The organism is Acetobacter sp. (genome assembly GCF_022483985.1).
GTDB lineage: Bacteria > Pseudomonadota > Alphaproteobacteria > Acetobacterales > Acetobacteraceae > Acetobacter.
Map to the genome: position 1 here is coordinate 1369003 of NZ_JAKVME010000001.1, position 17352 is coordinate 1386354.

Annotated in this window: 14 protein-coding genes; 10 read left to right on the forward strand and 4 right to left on the reverse strand. The window is 58.5% G+C overall.

Features of this window, described 5'->3' with window-relative positions; translation table 11 throughout:
- Positions 1-60: 60 nt before the first annotated feature.
- The 10 genes from LKE90_RS06050 to LKE90_RS06095 all read left to right on the forward strand — a co-directional run bounded on the left by LKE90_RS06050 (position 61) and on the right by LKE90_RS06095 (position 11588).
- Positions 61-378 (forward strand): DUF2849 domain-containing protein, encoded by a 318-nt coding sequence (locus tag LKE90_RS06050; protein WP_291492736.1) that lies wholly within the window; start codon positions 61-63, stop codon positions 376-378.
- 10 nt (positions 379-388) lie between these two features.
- A complete protein-coding gene (locus tag LKE90_RS06055; RefSeq protein WP_291492453.1) occupies positions 389-2101 on the forward strand; it encodes a nitrite/sulfite reductase in 1713 nt (570 codons plus the stop codon).
- Positions 2088-2582: a DUF934 domain-containing protein gene (locus LKE90_RS06060; RefSeq protein WP_291492455.1), complete on the forward strand. Its 495-nt coding sequence runs from the start codon at positions 2088-2090 to the stop codon at positions 2580-2582. The genes LKE90_RS06055 and LKE90_RS06060 overlap by 14 nt, the downstream gene beginning before the upstream one ends.
- A 578-nt stretch (positions 2583-3160) precedes the next feature.
- Entirely contained in the window at positions 3161-4504 is a 1344-nt protein-coding gene (locus LKE90_RS06065) for a GntT/GntP/DsdX family permease (RefSeq protein ID WP_291492456.1), read from the forward strand.
- 345 nt (positions 4505-4849) lie between these two features.
- The gene (locus LKE90_RS06070; RefSeq protein ID WP_291492459.1) at positions 4850-6031 is read left to right on the forward strand and encodes an NAD(P) transhydrogenase subunit alpha; all 1182 of its coding nucleotides are present in this window, start codon (positions 4850-4852) and stop codon (positions 6029-6031) included.
- Between the two features lie 4 nt (positions 6032-6035).
- Complete coding sequence (locus LKE90_RS06075) at positions 6036-6365, forward strand: NAD(P) transhydrogenase subunit alpha (RefSeq protein WP_291492460.1); 330 nt, start codon at positions 6036-6038, stop codon at positions 6363-6365.
- Positions 6366-6368: 3 nt separating this feature from the next.
- A complete protein-coding gene (locus LKE90_RS06080; RefSeq protein ID WP_291492462.1) occupies positions 6369-7796 on the forward strand; it encodes an NAD(P)(+) transhydrogenase (Re/Si-specific) subunit beta in 1428 nt (475 codons plus the stop codon).
- 43 nt (positions 7797-7839) lie between these two features.
- Positions 7840-8868, forward strand: coding sequence for an alcohol dehydrogenase AdhP (adhP, locus tag LKE90_RS06085; RefSeq protein WP_291492464.1), 1029 nt, complete (start codon positions 7840-7842; stop codon positions 8866-8868).
- A gap of 66 nt (positions 8869-8934) precedes the next feature.
- Entirely contained in the window at positions 8935-10326 is a 1392-nt protein-coding gene (locus LKE90_RS06090; RefSeq protein WP_291492466.1) for an NAD-dependent succinate-semialdehyde dehydrogenase, read from the forward strand.
- 359 nt (positions 10327-10685) lie between these two features.
- Positions 10686-11588 (forward strand): dihydrodipicolinate synthase family protein, encoded by a 903-nt coding sequence (locus LKE90_RS06095; protein WP_291492468.1) that lies wholly within the window; start codon positions 10686-10688, stop codon positions 11586-11588.
- An 87-nt stretch (positions 11589-11675) separates the two neighbouring features.
- Here LKE90_RS06095 and LKE90_RS06100 read toward each other — a convergent pair whose 3' ends face one another.
- The 4 genes from LKE90_RS06100 to LKE90_RS06115 all read right to left on the reverse strand — a co-directional run bounded on the left by LKE90_RS06100 (position 11676) and on the right by LKE90_RS06115 (position 17012).
- Positions 11676-12725: a sugar phosphate isomerase/epimerase family protein gene (locus LKE90_RS06100; RefSeq protein ID WP_291492469.1), complete on the reverse strand. Its 1050-nt coding sequence runs from the start codon at positions 12723-12725 to the stop codon at positions 11676-11678.
- Complete coding sequence (locus LKE90_RS06105) at positions 12722-13870, reverse strand: Gfo/Idh/MocA family protein (RefSeq protein WP_291492471.1); 1149 nt, start codon at positions 13868-13870, stop codon at positions 12722-12724. The genes LKE90_RS06100 and LKE90_RS06105 overlap by 4 nt, the downstream gene beginning before the upstream one ends.
- Positions 13871-14615: 745 nt before the next feature.
- Complete coding sequence (locus LKE90_RS06110) at positions 14616-15533, reverse strand: LysR family transcriptional regulator (RefSeq protein ID WP_291492472.1); 918 nt, start codon at positions 15531-15533, stop codon at positions 14616-14618.
- A gap of 429 nt (positions 15534-15962) precedes the next feature.
- Positions 15963-17012: a LacI family DNA-binding transcriptional regulator gene (locus LKE90_RS06115; protein ID WP_291492473.1), complete on the reverse strand. Its 1050-nt coding sequence runs from the start codon at positions 17010-17012 to the stop codon at positions 15963-15965.
- Positions 17013-17352: the final 340 nt, after the last annotated feature.

Below are 17352 nucleotides of genomic sequence, written 5' to 3' on the forward strand. Positions count from 1 at the left end.
CGTAGTTGATTGGCCCCGGCACCAGCCGGAACGCCTGTTCAGGGGAATTATTTCGACGTGGTGGATATCAGAAGCAACAGACGCGATGCAGACGGGCAGAGCGTCATCACCGCCAACCGGTTGCTGGACGGCATTACTGTCTGGCGGGCTGCGGATGGCTCGTGGAAAGAACGCATCACTGAATCCACACCGGTTTCCAACACGGAAGTAGAAGGCCTTCTCTCTTCATTGCAGGGCAAGGCTCAGGAGCTGGGTCTGGTCGGCATCTACGGTGTTCAGGTTCAGGACTCTCCTGACGGCAGGATCGTTCCCGTGACGTCCCGTGAGCGTATCCGCGCTTTCGGCCCTTCCGTTCACCCCGAATTCTCCCCACTCTGAGAGGTGCGCCATGTCAACAGAAACCATGACACGCGCTGAAGCTGCTCCCGCCGTGCTGCCGGTCGGCCGTTACGGTTACGATCAGGTCGATCGCACCTTCCTGCGTGAGCGGATCGAGCAGTTCCGCGATCAGGTCAATCGCCGCATCGCCGGTGATCTGACCGAAGAAGAATTCAAGCCGCTGCGTCTGATGAACGGGCTGTATCTGCAGCTTCACGCCTACATGCTGCGCGTGGCCGTGCCCTATGGCACGCTGGGCAGCAAGCAGGTCCGCGCCCTCGCCCGCATCGCCCGCGAGTTCGACAAGGGCTACGGCCATTTCACCACGCGCCAGAATATCCAGTTCAACTGGATCAAGCTGGAAGACACTGTGGCTGCGCTGGAAGTGCTGGCGGAAGCCGACATGCACGCCATCCAGACCAGTGGCAACTGCATCCGCAACATCACATCGGACGAGTTTGCTGGCGCTGCGAAGGACGAACTGCTCGACCCTCGCGTCCATGCGGAAATCCTGCGTCAGTGGTCCACACTGCACCCGGAATTCACCTTCCTGCCGCGCAAGTTCAAATTCGCCATTTCCGGCAGTCCGCATGACCGCGTTGTCGCACGCTTCCACGATATCGGTCTGATCGCCCGTCCCGGCCCGCATGGACGTCCTGTTTTCGAGGTGTTCGTCGGTGGTGGACTGGGCCGCACGCCGCTGGTCGGTGTCAGCCTGCGTGACGACCTGCCGGAAGAAGATCTGCTCGCCTATATGGAAGCAATCCTGCGCGTCTATAACGCCCACGGACGTCGGGACAATATCTACAAGGCGCGGATCAAGATCCTCGTGCAGGCCCTTGGCACAGATGAATTCCGTCGGCAGGTCGAGGAAGAATTCGCAGCCATGGACCGGGCGCGTTACCGGATCGAGCCTGCGCTTGTGGAAGCGATCAAGGCCCGTTTCGGCGCCCCGGACTTCGCTCCGGAAGGCAACGCCGCCGCCGTGCTGGCAGAGGACCGTCGTCGGGATGTGAGGTTCGACGCATGGGTCCGCACGAACACGCACGAGCACAAGGCTCCGGGCTATATCTCGCTTGTCGTCTCACTGAAACCGGCGGGCGGCATTCCGGGCGATGCGACGGCGGAGCAGCTTGACCTGCTGGCCGACCTTGCTGACGAATTCAGCTTTGGCGAACTGCGTGTAACCCATCTCCAGAACGTGGTTCTGGGCCATGTCCGGCAGGACCAGCTGCACACGGTCTGGCAGCGTCTGTCGCAGGCGGGTCTTGGCACGGCGAACGTGAATTTCATCACCGATATCGTCGCCTGCCCCGGTCTCGATTATTGCGCTCTGGCCAATGCACGCTCGATCCCCATCGCGCAGAAGCTCAGCTCCCGCTTCGCCGATCTGGAACTTCAGCGCGAGATTGGCGATCTGCGGATCAATATCTCGGGCTGCATCAACGCCTGCGGTCATCACCATGCCGCGCATCTGGGTATCCTTGGCGTGGACAAGCGCGGACAGGAAGCGTTCCAGATCACGCTCGGTGGATCGGGCGAGGAAGATGCGTCCATCGGCCAGATTCTCGGCCCGGCCATGGCTGAGGATGAAACGGTAGATGCCGTTGCAAGGCTGATTGATCTCTATCTCGTGCGCCGCGAAAACGGCGAGCGGTTTCTTGATACCTATCGCCGCGTCGGCACCGCTGCCTTCAAGGATGTTGTTTATGCCCCTGCTTGAGAATGGCCATCCGGTCGAGGACACATGGCGCTACGCTGTCGAAGGCGAGGCGCTTGGCGCAGGGGACGTCATCGTGCCTTTCGACAGGCTGAGCGAGGGGCTTGGCCGCGCAGAAGGGCGGCTTGGTGTGATACTGCCAAACAGCGAGTCCGTTTCTGTCCTTAAAGAAGCGCTGCCGAAACTGGCTGTCATTGTCGTCACCTTCCCGATTTTCCGGGATGGCCGGGCGTTCAGTCAGGCCCGCGCTCTTCGGGAACATCTGCATTTTACGGGTGAAGTCCGTGCATCGGGGCACATTCTTCCGGATCAGTATGAATTCCTGATCCGCTGCGGCGTGAATACCGTGGAAGTGTCGGGAAACACCGATATGGCTGCGTGGGAGCGGGCGCTGCACCATTTCACGATTGCCACCCAACCCTCGCCGGTTCTCGACGAAAAGCCGACAGGCTTTGGCCTGCGCCGCTTTCTGGCGACGCCCTGAGAGGCTGACTGTTTTCCTTCTGGGGAAGCGGTCTTCTGAACACCATCAAGGCTCCAGACTGATCATTCGATCGGACTGGAGCTTTTTTGTGTCAGGATGATATACGCTCTGGAATGCTGCATTTTTCCAAAAGCCATCCGAAAAACACACTCAGGATTGCGAGCATATCATCAGCGTCTGCTGACACTGTTAAACCTTGCGAACAGACCGTCGTTATTCTGGCAGATCAATCACCCTTGTAAACGACTGGGTCTGCATCAGCAGAAAATGAACCACCATCATACCACCGGACTGTGCGCCCCGTGCAGCCACCAAAGCGACTGTAGAGAGCCTTAAAACCGAGACGAACACGGCTTTTGTGGAAAATCAGCGATTCACTGAATGATCGCGCAAACGCCTCTCCGCAGCACGTGGCGAAGGTGCTGAAGGCCTGACGCAGACAGCCGGGAAACACCGTCTTTCTGGAAAACCTTTTTGCCGTCTCTTTCTCCCGCCGTTTTGCAACACAGAACAGGAATGGTATCCAAAAGATGAACCCGTGAAGACCAAAAGTCTCATAATCGGAAATAACAAGAACAATGAGTCCACTCTTCGCTGTTTCCCTGACCACCGGAGCGATTTTCAGTATTGTCCTGCTGATTGCCCGCTTCCGCCTAAACCCCTTCATCGTGCTGTTCGTCACTTCGATTGTCATTGCGCTGATCGCGGGGATGCCGGCCGACAAGGTGGTCGGATCATTCGAAAATGGAGCAGGTCACGTGCTCGGGCATGTGGGAACCGTCATCGCCCTTGGCACCATGCTGGGGAAAATGCTGACCGAGTCAGGCGGTGCGGATCAGATTGCCCTGACGATCTCCCGACGAGCGGGTCGCAGGCATGCGGACTGGGCGATGATGGTCATCGGCCTGCTGGTCGGGCTGCCTGTCTTCTTTGAAATCGGCTTCGTGCTGCTGATCCCGATCGCCTTTGTGCTGGCGGCACGGACCAACACCCCGCTTCTGCGGATCGCGCTGCCGATGGGGGCTGCCCTTTCCGTAACACACGCCCTGATTCCGCCTCATCCGGCGGCCCTGCTCGCCGTCAGCGCCTATCACGCCAATATCGGCAAAACCATTTTCTACGGGCTGCTTGTCGGTATTCCCACCGCCATCATTGCCGGGCCGCTTTTCGGACGCTTCGCAGCCAGCCGTGTGCCTCTGCTCGAAGAAAATCCGCTGGCCGCGCAGTTTGTCAGCACCGAGCCTCCTGACAACATGCCGGGCTTCGGCGTAACGCTGCTGACCATTCTTTCACCGGTCATTCTGATGCTTCTGGGCTCCTGTGCGGATTTCATCGCGGCTCCGCGTACCCCCCTGAATGTCAGCCTGCATTTTCTCGGCAATACGGTCATCGCCCTGACTCTGGCGACCATCCTCTCCTTTTACGTTCTTGGTCTGGCTCGCGGTTTTTCACGAGAGACCATTCTTCGTTTCTCAACGGAATGTCTTGGACCGACAGCCCTGATCATGATTCTTGTCGGAGCAGGTGGCGGTTTTGGAAAGGTTCTCATCGATAGCGGCATATCGGACGCGATCACTCACGCGGCTCTGGGGGCTCACATGCCGCTGCTGGTTCTGGCGTGGCTATTGGCGGTGATCGTCCGTGTGGCCTGCGGCTCCGCGACCGTCGCCATGGCCACGGCTTCTGGCGTGGTCGCGCCTATTCTCAGCCACGCGCCATCCATGTCTCCCGAACTGATGGTTCTGGTGACGGGCGCCGGTTCCGTGGCGCTTGGCCCGATGAATGACGCCGGTTTCTGGCAGATCAAGGAATATCTGGGTCTGACGGTGCCGCAGACGCTCAAGACATGGTCGGTTCTGGAGACGCTGATTGCTGTGTGCGGACTGGTTTTCTGTCTGATCGTCTCGCTGTTTCTGCCCTGAAAAGTTGCCGGGCTGACTTCCCCCTCACGCCGGAGCTGACGCCGTAAAAAGACTTCGGTCTCCACTGGGCGACAACACGACGCCTCCCGCCTCCGGTTCCCGGTCCAGAAGCGCAATCCTGCAATGCTCCACAAGCAGGATCAGGAAATTTTCACATATCCGGGTCTTTTTCAGAAAATTCTCCAACCGGAAATGACCATTTCAATACAATTGATGCACGTCAAGGACATCGTTTTTTTCATCATGAAATAATCATCAATACCGAGTGGGCGCTACGCGAGCCCCTCCCTCCTGAGGGAGGTCTGTGAATCCGGAACGCCAATTCCAGAAAATGGATATTGATCAATGAGCCTTAACATCGCTGCGATCAGGGAGAGAGAGCAGGGTGAGCGACGTGTTGCGCTCATTCCTCTGGTGGCCCAGCGTCTTCAGCATCTGGGCTGCACTACAGCACTCGAAGCCGGGGCCGGTGCTTCTTCCTTCTATCCTGATGCAACCTACACGGACACGACGATACAGAGCGATGTCGGCGCCCTGCTCGCCAACGCCGACATCGTCCTTGCCGTCAATCCACCCGCCCCGGACATGATCGCCCAGATGCGACCCGGCTCGATCCTGATATCCTTCATCTACGGGCGCAATCATCCGGATGTGGTCAAGGCGTTGCTGGCGCAGAAGATCACCTGCTTCGCCATGGAGCAGATTCCCCGTATCAGCCGGGCGCAGGCCATGGACGCGCTCTCCAGTCAGGCCACGCTGGCCGGGTATTACGCCGTCCTGCTCGGCACCGTTCACATGCCGAAGATTCTTCCCATGATGACCACCGCCGTCGGCTCCCTGCGAGCCGCTCAGGTGCTGGTGATGGGGCTCGGCGTCGCGGGCTTGCAGGCTCTGGCCACAGCAGGCCGTCTGGGTGCTGTGACCGAAGGCTATGACGTCCGGCCCGAGACGAAAGAAGAAGCGCACTCGCTTGGTGCGAAGTTCGTCGAGACGGGGGTGGATGCCACCGGTCAGGGGGGTTACGCCCGCGAGTTGACGGAAGACGAGAAGGCGAAGGTCAGAAGCGTCCTGTCCGATCATATCGCGCACGCCGATCTGATCGTCACCACGGCCGCCGTGCCGGGCCGGAAAGCGCCACGCCTGATCGACGCCGAGCAGATTTCGAAAATGAAACCCGGCTCCGTCATCATCGACATGGGTGCGGAAGGCGGCGGCAACTGTGAAGGGACTATCGCCGGTCAGACGGTTCAGGTCGGTCCCGCTCTTCTTGTCGGTCCGGTGAATCTGCCCTCCTGCCTCTCCGAGCAGGCCAGCGAGCTCTATTCAAAAAACATTCTGAATCTGCTTCAGCAGATCATCAAGGACGGAAAACTGTCTCTCGACATGACGGACGAGGTGATCGCCAAGACACTCGTCACACACGACGGACAGATCACCAACGACGGTGTGCGTGAAGCGGTCGAGGGGCCTGTCCCCGCTTCGACACCGGCTCCCGGCACGACGCCGACCACGGGATCGAAAGGGTAATCCAATGCCAGTGACATCCATGACTTTCATCATAGCGCTTTATATTTTCATGCTGGCGGCCTTCACCGGATATGTCGTCATCAGCCGCGTGCCTTCGATCCTGCACACGCCGCTGATGTCAGGCTCCAACTTCATCCACGGCATTGTCGTCGTCGGCGCTCTCAGCGTGCTGCTGTCCGCCACGAATATCCCCGAACAGGCCATCGGTTTCATCGGCGTGATGTTCGGGGCAGGCAACGTGATGGGTGGTTATGTCGTCACGGACCGGATGCTGGCCATGTTCAAGCCAAGCACACAGAAGCCTGAGCAGAAAGCACAGGACGGAAAGGCCTGAGCCATGAGCGCTATTGATTATATCATCGGCCTGAGCGGTCTTGTCGCTTCCGGACTGTTTATCTATGGCCTCAAGGGCATGTCCTCTCCTGTGACGGCGGTGCGCGGCATCGTCATCGCAGGCTGGGGCATGGCTTTTGTCGTCGCCATCGCCTTTCTTCAGGCGTTCAACGTCCCTGACGAAGTGCTGCCGCACCTGCCCGTCAATCTCGGACTTGCGGTGCTCGCGCTGCTGCTTGGCGGAGCATGGGCAGGCTGGAAAGGCAAAACCGTCGCCATGACGGCCATGCCGCAGATGGTGGCCCTGTTCAACGGAATGGGCGGTGGTTCCGCTGCCGCCATTTCGGCGCTCGCGCTCATGCGTCATGACGAGACGGATTGCCTGCATCTCGGCGTGACGGCTCTCGGCGGACTGATCGGCTGTATCTCGCTGACCGGCTCACTGGTCGCGTGGGCCAAGCTGGACGGGCGCATGAAGAACCCTATCCGCTTCCCCGGACAGCAGATTTTCAATCTTCTGGTATTCGTCACGATCCTCGGTCTGGCTCTGCTGACAGTGACCACTCAGGGACAGGACGCGCCTGACCCCCGCTTCTTCTCGCTTCTCTTCTTTGTTGCCGCACTGTTCTTCGGCATCTGCATGACCGTGCCGATCGGGGGCGCGGACATGCCGGTGGTGATCTCGCTCTACAATGCTTTCACGGGTCTGGCCGTCGGTCTTGAAGGCTATGTCATGGCCGATCCGGCCCTGATGATCGCCGGTATGGTGGTCGGTTCCGCCGGCACGCTGCTGACACTGCTCATGGCCAAGGCGATGAACCGTTCGATCGCCAACGTGCTGTTCAGCAATTTCGGCTCGTCTTCCGGCGAGGCCGCCGGTGGTCCGCAAGGCAAGATGAAGTCCACGGAGCCATCCGACGCCGCCGCCACGATGCGCTACGCGTCCAGCGTGATCATCATTCCGGGCTACGGTCTGGCCGTGGCTCAGGCGCAGCAGAAGCTGTACGAGATGGTGAAGATGCTTCAGGCCGCTGGCGTGGACGTGAAGTTCGCGATCCATCCGGTCGCCGGTCGTATGCCGGGACACATGAACGTGCTGCTCGCCGAAGCCGGTGTGCCCTACGACATGATCTACGACATGGACGACATCAACGACAGCTTCAGGACGACCGATGTCGCGCTGATCATCGGCGCGAACGACGTGGTCAATCCCTCCGCTCGCACCGACAAGTCCTCGCCGATTTACGGCATGCCCATTCTCAATGCGGATCAGGCGAAGCAGGTGTTTGTCATCAAACGCGGTCAGGGCACCGGCTATTCGGGCGTTCAGAATCCGCTGTTCTTCCTCGACAACACGACGATGGTCTTCGGCGACGCGCAGGCGGTTCTGGGCAAGATGGTCGAAGCGCTCAAGGCGCTCGGCACCAACTGACAACGGGCTGCCACGGCAGTCGCTACAGGAAAGAAACAGTGTGATGGCAGGCAAGATGAAAGCGGCTGTAGCCCATGCTTTTGGCCAACCGCTCACCATTGAGGAACTGGATATTCCGGAGATCAACTCCAACCAGATTCTGGTGAAGATGGACGCATGCGGCGTCTGTCATACGGACCTCCATGCCGTGCGGGGCGACTGGCCGAGCAAACCGACCCTGTCCTTCATTCCGGGTCACGAGGGCGTCGGCCATGTCGTTCAGGTCGGCAGCAATGTAAGCTGGATCAGGGAAGGCGACTATGTCGGTGTCCCCTGGCTCTACTCCGCATGCGGTCACTGCGAACACTGTCTTGGAGCGTGGGAGACGCTGTGCGAGAAGCAGCAGGATACCGGTTATTCAGTGAACGGCTGTTTTGCCGAGTATGTGGTGGCCGATCCGAACTATGTCGCCCATATCCCAAAAGGAGCTGACCCGCTCCAGATCGCGCCGGTTCTGTGCGCCGGGCTGACGGTCTACAAGGGCCTGAAAATGACCGACACGAAGCCCGGTGACTGGGTCGCCATTTCGGGTGTCGGCGGGCTTGGTCAGATGGCCATCCAGTACGGCGTCGCCATGGGTCTGAACATGATCGCCGTTGATATTGACGACAACAAGCTGGCCACAGCGAAGGAACTGGGAGCGGCTCTGGCCGTTAACGCAAAGGACACTGATCCCGCCGCCTTCGTGCAGAAGGAAGTGGGCGGAGCCCATGGCGCTCTGGTCACGGCTGTTTCCCGTATCGCCTTTTCGCAGGCGATGGGTTATGCACGTCGAGGTGGAACAATCGTTCTCAATGGCCTCCCTCCGGGCGATTTCCCGGTATCGATCTTCGATATGGTCATGAACGGAACGACAATCCGAGGTTCAATTGTGGGCACGCGGCTCGACATGATCGAGGCGCTGTCCTTCTTTGCAGACGGGAAGGTACATACGGTTGTGAAGCCGGAGAAACTGGAGAACATCAACCGTATCTTTGACGATCTGGAGAACGGCCGTATCGATGGACGCGCCGTTCTGGACTTCCGGAACTGAGCCCGACCGCGTCTCTTTCAGGGACGCGGCGTCTTCACTGCACGGCGAGAAGAAAGGAACTGGGCAATGGCCTACGCAACGGTAAACCCATTCACCAACGAAGAAATCAAGGTGTTCCCGACCGCGACGGATGCCGAGATCGACACAGCGCTCGATTCCGCTCACGCTGCGTTCCTGTCATGGCGCACGACTTCTTTTGCGGAACGCGCGAAAGTGATGCAGAAGGCCGCTGACCTGCTGCGCGCCAACATCGACGAATACTCCAAGCTGCTGACCCTCGAAATGGGTAAGGTCTTTGGGGAAGCCAAGGCCGAGACGGAGCTGTCCGCCGCGATCTTCGAATATTACGCAAAGAACGCCGAAAAGCTTCTGGTTGCCGAGGAACTGCCGGTCGCCAGCAAGGACGAAGGCCGCGCGAAGATCATCCACCAGCCGCTGGGCGTTCTGCTCGCCGTCGAGCCGTGGAACTTCCCGTTCTATCAGGTCGCCCGCATCATCGCGCCGCAGCTTTCCGCCGGTAACACGGTCGTTCTGAAGCACGCATCCAATGTGCCGCAGTGTGCCGCCGCCATGGACAAGCTGATGATCGAGGCTGGTCTTCCGAAAGGCGCGTTCCAGAACCTGTATCCGACGCATGATCAGGTGTCCCGTATCCTCGCCGACCACCGCGTCTGCGGTCTCGCCCTGACGGGTTCGGAAGGTGCAGGCTCCCGTCTGGCAGCCGAAGCTGGCAAGGCGCTGAAGAAGTGTACGATGGAGCTTGGCGGCGCTGACGCGTTCATCGTTCTTGAAGACGCCGATCTTGAGAAGACCGTGAAATGGGCCGTATTCGGTCGTCACTGGAACGCCGGTCAGGTCTGCGTGTCTTCCAAGCGCATGATCATCGTTGACGCTGTTTATGACGAATTCATGAAGCAGTATCGCGAAGGCGTTGCGAAGCTGAAGATGGGCGATCCGATGGACCCGGCCACCACGCTGGCGCCGCTGTCTTCCCAGAAAGCTGCCGACGATCTGAAGAAGCAGGTTGAGGGCGCTGTCGCCGCCGGCGCGAAAGCGGAAGAGATTCCGCTGGAAATGCCCAATGCCGGTGCGTTCTTCCGTCCGGTCATCCTGAGCGAAGTGAAGGACGGCAATCCCGCGATGCGTGAGGAGTTCTTCGGCCCGGTTTCCATGATCTTCCGCGTGAAGGACGAAGCCGAAGCCATCCTCATGGCCAATGACAGCCCGTATGGCCTTGGCGGTTCGGTCTTTACGAAAGACGAAGCCCGTGGCGTCCGTGTTGCAGAGCAGATCGAAACCGGCATGGTCTACATCAACCATCCGACGATGGTGAAGGCCGACCTGCCGTTCGGCGGCGTTCTGCGCTCCGGCTTCGGTCGTGAACTGATCGGTCTCGGCATCAAGGAATTCGTCAACCACAAGCTGGTTGACGTTGTCGATATCGACGCACCGTTCTGAACAGTGCGTCCGGAGGCAGGAGAGTCATCCCCCGCCTCCGCACAATCCGATCCGGTTTTCCTTCGCGGGAGAACCGGATTTTTTGTATCTCCTGATTGGCTGCCACATCGCGTGAACTTGACGCGCGACCGGGAACTCCATCAGTCTGGCGGAACACCCAGCCGGAAACACCGCTCGATCCGCATGGAACGTGCGACTTCAAAACCATCCGCGCCATCGTGCGGCAGATGCCTTTAGAGCCGCGCGTGATCAGGTGGACACCCCTCATCCCGGGATGAAACAGCCTGATCGCAGAAGGTTTCAGGGCCTGCTACATCTTCGTAATCTGAAGAAGACTCCATCGGAAAACGAGGTCTGACATGTCGATCTTTCACGGTCTTTCGGCCTTCCCCATTACCCCTGCCGACGAACATGGCGAGGTCGATACGGATGGCGTCATGCGTCTGACGGCCCATCTGTCGGCCAACGGCGTGGATTCCATCGGTCTGCTGGGCAGCACCGGCACCTATGCCTATCTGAGCCGCGCCGAACGACGCCGTGCCACCAGCGCCGCCATCAAGGCAGTCGGCGGTAAAACACCTCTGATCGTGGGGATCGGCACGCTACGCACCGACGAGGCCCGGTACCTTGCATGTGATGCCGCTGCCGAGGGCGCAGACGGACTGTTGATGGCTCCTGTGTCCTACACGCCCCTGACACAGGAAGAAGCCTTTCAGCATTATGTCGCTGTCGCCGAAGCAACCTCCCTGCCGCTCTGTATCTATAACAACCCGACCACAACCCACTTCAGCTTTGGACGCAATCTGCTGGAAAGGCTGGCGGAGATTCCCAACATCGTCGCCGTGAAAATGCCTGCTCCGGCGGAAGGCATGGTCACGCAGGAACTGGCGGAGTTGCGTGACAGTCCGATTGGAAAATTCGTCATTGGGTACAGCGGAGACTGGATTGCAACCGAAGCGCTTCTGGCCGGATGCGACGGATGGTTCAGCGTTCTGGGCGGCTTCCTGCCAAGGCTGGCCAAGGCGATGGTGACGGCGGCACAGGAAGGCGACGTTTCCACCGCAAGGCAATATCAACAGGTTCTGGAGCCGATGTGGGCTCTTTTCCGTGAGTTCGGAAGTCTCCGTGTGGCCTATGCGGCAACGAACCTTTTAGGGCTGTCGGCTGCCCAGCCTCCGCGTCCTCTTCTACCGTTGGCCGCGAGTGATCAGAACAGGGTTTCCGAGGCGCTCCGGGCATGTCGTGAAATAATGGCTGAATAGCGCCCCTTGGGTTCAGCGGATTTTCAGCCCCTTTCGCTACATGTGCGGCAGCAAAAGGGGCATCTGACCAGTTCAGATCGATGTATTTCAAATGCCCAGAAGGGACCGGAGCGTTGAAGCATCGATTGAAGCGGCGGCGAAATCGTCGAACGCATTGGTCGCGGGCGGAATGATATGCTCGAGAATGAAGGCCGCCCCCTCTTTCGCTCCGGCCTGTCCATCCTTCAGAGCGCATTCCCATTCCAGAACGGCCCAGCCTTTGTAATCATGGGTAGCCAGAGAAGAGAAGATCGCCCTGAAATCGATTTGGCCGTCCCCAGGAGACCGAAACCGTCCGGCCCTGTCCCGCCAGGGCTGATAGCCACCATACACGCCACTGCGGCCATTCGACCGGAATTCGGCGTCCTTGACGTGAAAACATCTGATACGGTCGTGATAGATGTCGAGGAAAGCCAGATAGTCGATTTGCTGTAGAAGAAGATGGGATGGATCGTAGAGGATCGTGGCCCGTGGATGCGTTTCTACGGTTTCGAGAAACCGTTCGAAGGTGACGCCATCATGAATATCCTCATTGGGATGAACCTCATAGGCAAGATCGACGCCTTCCGCGTCGAACGTATCGAGGATCGGTTTCCAGCGTCGCCCCAGCTCTGAAAAGGCTTCCTCAATCAGACCGGCGGGGCGCTGCGGCCAAGGATAAAGATAGGGCCATGCAAACGATCCGGAGAAGGTTGCGTGCGCGGCAAGTCCCAGACGACGGCTGGCCCGGGCGGCAAGATGAAGCTGCTCGGTCGCCCAGACCGTCCGTTCATGAGGCCGTCCGCGGACAGCCTCCGGAGCGAAAGCATCGAAGAGCGCGTCATAGGCAGGGTGTACGGCGATGAGCTGCCCCTGAAGATGCGTCGAAAGTTCGGTGATCTCAATTCCGTATCGAGCGAGACTTCCTTTGATTTCGTCGCAATAATCCTGACTTTCGGCTGCACGTTTCAGATCGATCAGCCGAGGATCGCATGGAATCTGGACGCCGACATAACCAAGTTGGGCCGCCCATTGCGCCCCCCCCTCAAGCGAGTTGAAGGGAGCATCAGGGCCGAGAAACTGGGCGAGGAAAATTCCCGGCCCCTTGATCGCGTTCATGGCAGGCAATCCTCCAATATGTGCCAACTGCGTGTTGCATGAGACTTTATGGCGGCCTCGATAAAATGCATCGAACGCACGCCATCCTCTATACAGGGCAGAAAACCGTTGGTGTCAGGGCATGTACCCGCACTGATCACGTCGGCAAAATCCTGATACAAGGTCGCAAAAGCTTCGATGAAGCCTTCAGGATGACCGGCAGGAAGGCGCGTTCCACGTCGTGCCGCGTCGCTCAGGCCGATACCCCCCTGATAGAGGATTTCCTCCCGTGCATCGGGCCACAGCAGACGAAGCCTGTCTGGATGCTCATGACACCACTCCAGCCCCCCGGTTTCTCCATAAACACGTAGCCTCAAGCCATTCCGCTCTCCGGTCGCGACCTGCGACGCGGCAAGCAGGCCGGGCTGGTCATCCTGAAACCGCAGGAGGACGGAGCAATCGTCATCAAGAGTGCGTCCCGGAACGACACGCGGCAGATCTGCGCAGAGTGCTTTGACGCGCAATCCGGTCACATATTCAGCCAGATGGAACGCATGGGTGCCTATATCGCCAATGCAGCCGCCGGCACCGGCCTGATTCGGATCGGTGCGCCATTGCGCCTGAAGATTTTCCGTCTCGACGGAGGTCGCAAGCCAGCCCTGCCAGTATTCCACGACGATTTTCCGTATCGCTCCAAGCGCACCAGCGGCAATCCTGGCCCGGGCCTCGCGGATCATCGCATATCCGGCGTAGGTGTAGGTGATGGCGAAGGGAACGCCGCTTTCCCGGACGAGCGCCCGCAGTTGCTCCGCTTCCTCCAGTGTGGTGGTGACCGGCTTGTCACAGATGACCGGAAGACCAGCCCGCAGGGCAGCATGAGCGACCGGATAATGCATGTAATTGGGGGTGACGATGGCAAGCGCATCGATCCCGTCAGGGCGCATGCGTTCTCCGGTGATCATGTCCTCCCACGAGACATAGCTCCGTTCAGGGTCAACGCCCCACCTCACGCCCTGCTCCCTACATTTTTCCGGTGTGCGGCTGAAAGCGCCAGCGGCCAGCGTAAACCGTCCATCCAGCAAGGCTCCCATGCGATGAACAGGTCCGATGAACGAACCGGGTCCGCCTCCCACCATTCCGAGGCGTAATTGTCTGTTTTCCGTCATGGCGATCTCATGCCCTCTCACGTCGTGACGATGAATGATCGGTGGCCCTGACGCAGCCTGATCTTGCTGCGCGCGGACGCGACGGCCAGCATCATGTTTTCGCCGAACCATACAACGAACAGATCGCAAAAGCCGCCCTGTGTTCCGGTGGGGCCTTATGAACGGCTCCGGCTTCGGTCACCGTATTGGACATGAATACATCCGTAGATTGATTCGGAAACGACATCATCAGCCTTATGGAGGAGATCTACCACCCCTTCGGCGAGGGGGTATTGCAACTTTTTTTCTGTTCCGATGATTCGAAAAAAACTCTTTTTCTGATCGATGGCTTTTTTACAGACGCTGTCATCACCGAAGACTGACCTGCCGGATGCGGGTCAGGGCATTTGAGGACACCCATGACTCAAACTACCTATTTTGGAAGCGCATTACTTTCATGGACTGAGGTTCACCGGCCTGCATCGGGATTGCCGTCACCAACCTCCATTCCGATATGTCGCGCAAGGAAGACGGGCTGCTTTTCAATTCAGAACCTCTTACAAAAACTGCAATTCAGAACGATATATTTTTTAACTTTTACTGAATATTCAACAAACGACGCAGCTTGCCAGCCATCATATGTGGTTCAGGGTCGATGGATCATGTCCACAAGACTGACGAATACATCCTGCGCGAATTACTGGACGCGTGCGGTGGCTTTCCGGCGGCTCTCGTCAGAACGACGACGCTGGATGTGCAAGGGAGATCATTCGCTGCCCGGAAGCGGCTGGTCTTTCAGCAGATGCCGACAGAACTGGATGAAGGCGCTCGTTCTGGGACTTGCCCGTGCATTGAGAATCTGTGCGGTGCCGTATGTCAGGGCCGGAACCGGGTCCTTGATCGCCACGTAGGAAAGGAGGGAGCCATCATAGGATGCCTTGTTTCGGGGGCGGGCGTTCGCCAGACTATATCCCTCCCCATGCGCGACGAGACTGCGAATGATATCCATGCTGGGAAAAGGAGCGATCCGGGTGGGTCGGCATCCGTTTTCTCCGAATACGGACATGAAATAATCACGAGAGGATGGAAGATCGAGAAGCAGGAACGGTTCCTTGATGATCTCGTTCAGGTGGATGGCGTCCCTGTGAGCCAGTGGGTGTCTTTCCGCAACGAAGATATAGGGAGGGAGAGAAGACAGAGGCTCGAACGCGACGTCGCGTGGCAGTTCCATGTCGTAGCACAGTATGGCGACGATATCGCCACCGCGCAGTTTCTCCACCAGTTCCGCATGGTGGCCCGCAACGAACTTCAGATCGGCCTGCGGGTACTTCTCCTTGAAACGCCTCCGAAGAGCCGGAACGACGAAGGGATACAGCGTCGTCATACAGCCGACTTCGACCGACCCCACGATCTGGCCGGACAAGCCCGTGGCCGACAGTTCCAGATCATGAGCGTGAGTCAGAAGACTACGGGCTTCACGCAGAAAGCTTTGCCCTTCCGGCGTCAGCGAGAGACCTGAAGCATGATGACGGATGAACAGGGGCACATTGAGCATGGTTTCCAGTTGAACGATCGCGGCCGAAATCGCCGGTTGGGAAATATGAACCCGTCTGGACGCCACCGTAATCGATCCGACTTCGGCTGCCGCTACGAAATAGCGGAGTTGCTTCAACGTGAAGTGCATCGTGTCTCTCCGTATCCGCTCTTTCAAGGAAGGGTCTCTGACAGGACGACAGTCATCCGATCGGAATATCTGACGTTTAGAAAATGAATTATAATAAAAAGACCTTTTCTCTCACCGCTCGCTGCCTTCGCACGGGGCAATTTGGTTCGTCCGCCCTATCATCCCCGTCGGCTGCGGAGGCCCGACGCGAATACGATCGCTCCGGTGTCGGCGTCGTCCCGTCCCGGAACGCGACCGGCCCACGATCAGGCCCATCGCATTCGGCTTGCCAAAGCGACGGGCCGTGACGAAAGAAACGGTCTCCTCTGTCGGGAATACGGTCTTCCATGCCGTATTCCGGCAGGTCGCGATATTGAGGATAACCGGCGACCGCGTGGCACGGTCTGGTGAACAAACTCACGGCATTCATGGTCAGATGTGAACAGTGGGTCATGCTGATTCACGACGGACAAGTGTGGTCGGCATGATCACGAGCTGAGGGCTCGCGCTCGTCAGCCCCGTGCAGATGTCGATCAGCAGACGGGCGCCCGCCACGCCGATCTCATAGGTCGGCTGCGAGACTGTCGTGAGGCTGGGGCAATTATAGGCAGCCCCCGCCAGATCATCATATCCGGCCACAGCCACGTCGTCAGGCACCTGTAGCCCGGCGTCCTTCACCCTGCGGATGAAACCCATGGCGACCTCGTCACTGACACAGGCGACAGCGGTGGGACGTTCGGAAAGGGCAAGAAAGCTCTCCGCAGCCACAACGCCACCCGGAAAATCAAGACGCCCTCCCATGAAGGCCACATGGTCGTCCTCCAATCCGCTCTCGGCAAGCCGGCGACAGAACCCACGATATCTCGGAACATCATGTTCACTGTCTGGCGCGCAGGACACATAGGCGAGCTTTCTGTGACCGGCATCAATCAGGTAGCTGGTCAACTCGTAAAGCCCCTGCTCCTCGGCCGCGACAATACTGGGTATCTGTCGTGAGACGTGATTTGTCAGAAGACTGACAATGGGAAGGCCAGCGCTTTCGACAGTCAGTCCGGTATGGCGCATATGCTGCGCCGTGCCGGAAATGCTCAGAATGCCATCGGCAATCCCGCCGGGAAGAGCGCAATAAGCACGGGATGACACGTCACCTGGATTGGCCTCCCGGATCAGGACGCCGTAACTCTGCCGGTTCGCCTCATCAAAGACACCGCGAAGAACGTCGATGACGACGGGAGAGATGGATTGCTGACCCCGGGAGGGCACCGCGACCAGAATCGTCTCCGTGCGTCCGTTGCTGAGACTTCGGGCGGAATGGTTGAAAGTGTATCCCATTCGACGCGCAGCTTCCTGAACGAGCTTGCGGGTCTCCGGATTCACCCGATCGGGATTGGACAGCGCACGGCTGACCGTCGAACGATTCAGCCCGACCGACCGCGCCACATCAGCAAGCCTGACACGCGGAGCGCCTGCATCGCCCGAATTTCCTTTTGTGCTGTTCACATTGCCTCCCGTCTCGGTCCCTGATGGCCTGAACTGACGCGCCGACCGCGAAATTGATCACCGGTTTCCTGATTTATGAACCTCTTACCACCGATCCAATTCATTTGTCCCAATATTGGCAACCGCGTGCCATAATTTTACTACCTCCATCCACCGCATGTCTCACACAACATGCTTCAGAAAAAACGTTCCACATGCAAAACTGACATAACGATATAGGTAGGTCATTCATAAAGAAAGATATTTCGTTTCGATTCCGTCTCTGACCAATCATTTTGATTTCATTTCGAAATTTATCAGCACTCAAGCCTCGTTGTGACCTCACCATCCGAATGATATG

Excerpts from the sequence above, each read along its gene's own strand:
- LKE90_RS06100 (WP_291492469.1), bottom strand. The coding sequence starts at position 12,725 with ATGAACGCGATCAAGGGGCCGGGAATTTTCCTCGCCCAGTTTCTCGGC.
- LKE90_RS06110 (WP_291492472.1), bottom strand. The coding sequence starts at position 15,533 with ATGCACTTCACGTTGAAGCAACTCCGCTATTTCGTAGCGGCAGCCGAA.
- LKE90_RS06080 (WP_291492462.1), top strand. The coding sequence starts at position 6,369 with ATGAGCGCTATTGATTATATCATCGGCCTGAGCGGTCTTGTCGCTTCC.
- LKE90_RS06095 (WP_291492468.1), top strand. The coding sequence starts at position 10,686 with ATGTCGATCTTTCACGGTCTTTCGGCCTTCCCCATTACCCCTGCCGAC.
- LKE90_RS06105 (WP_291492471.1), bottom strand. The coding sequence starts at position 13,870 with ATGACGGAAAACAGACAATTACGCCTCGGAATGGTGGGAGGCGGACCC.
- LKE90_RS06075 (WP_291492460.1), top strand. The coding sequence starts at position 6,036 with ATGCCAGTGACATCCATGACTTTCATCATAGCGCTTTATATTTTCATG.
- LKE90_RS06090 (WP_291492466.1), top strand. The coding sequence starts at position 8,935 with ATGGCCTACGCAACGGTAAACCCATTCACCAACGAAGAAATCAAGGTG.
- adhP (WP_291492464.1), top strand. The coding sequence starts at position 7,840 with ATGGCAGGCAAGATGAAAGCGGCTGTAGCCCATGCTTTTGGCCAACCG.
- LKE90_RS06065 (WP_291492456.1), top strand. The coding sequence starts at position 3,161 with ATGAGTCCACTCTTCGCTGTTTCCCTGACCACCGGAGCGATTTTCAGT.
- LKE90_RS06070 (WP_291492459.1), top strand. The coding sequence starts at position 4,850 with ATGAGCCTTAACATCGCTGCGATCAGGGAGAGAGAGCAGGGTGAGCGA.
- LKE90_RS06060 (WP_291492455.1), top strand. The coding sequence starts at position 2,088 with ATGCCCCTGCTTGAGAATGGCCATCCGGTCGAGGACACATGGCGCTAC.
- LKE90_RS06055 (WP_291492453.1), top strand. The coding sequence starts at position 389 with ATGTCAACAGAAACCATGACACGCGCTGAAGCTGCTCCCGCCGTGCTG.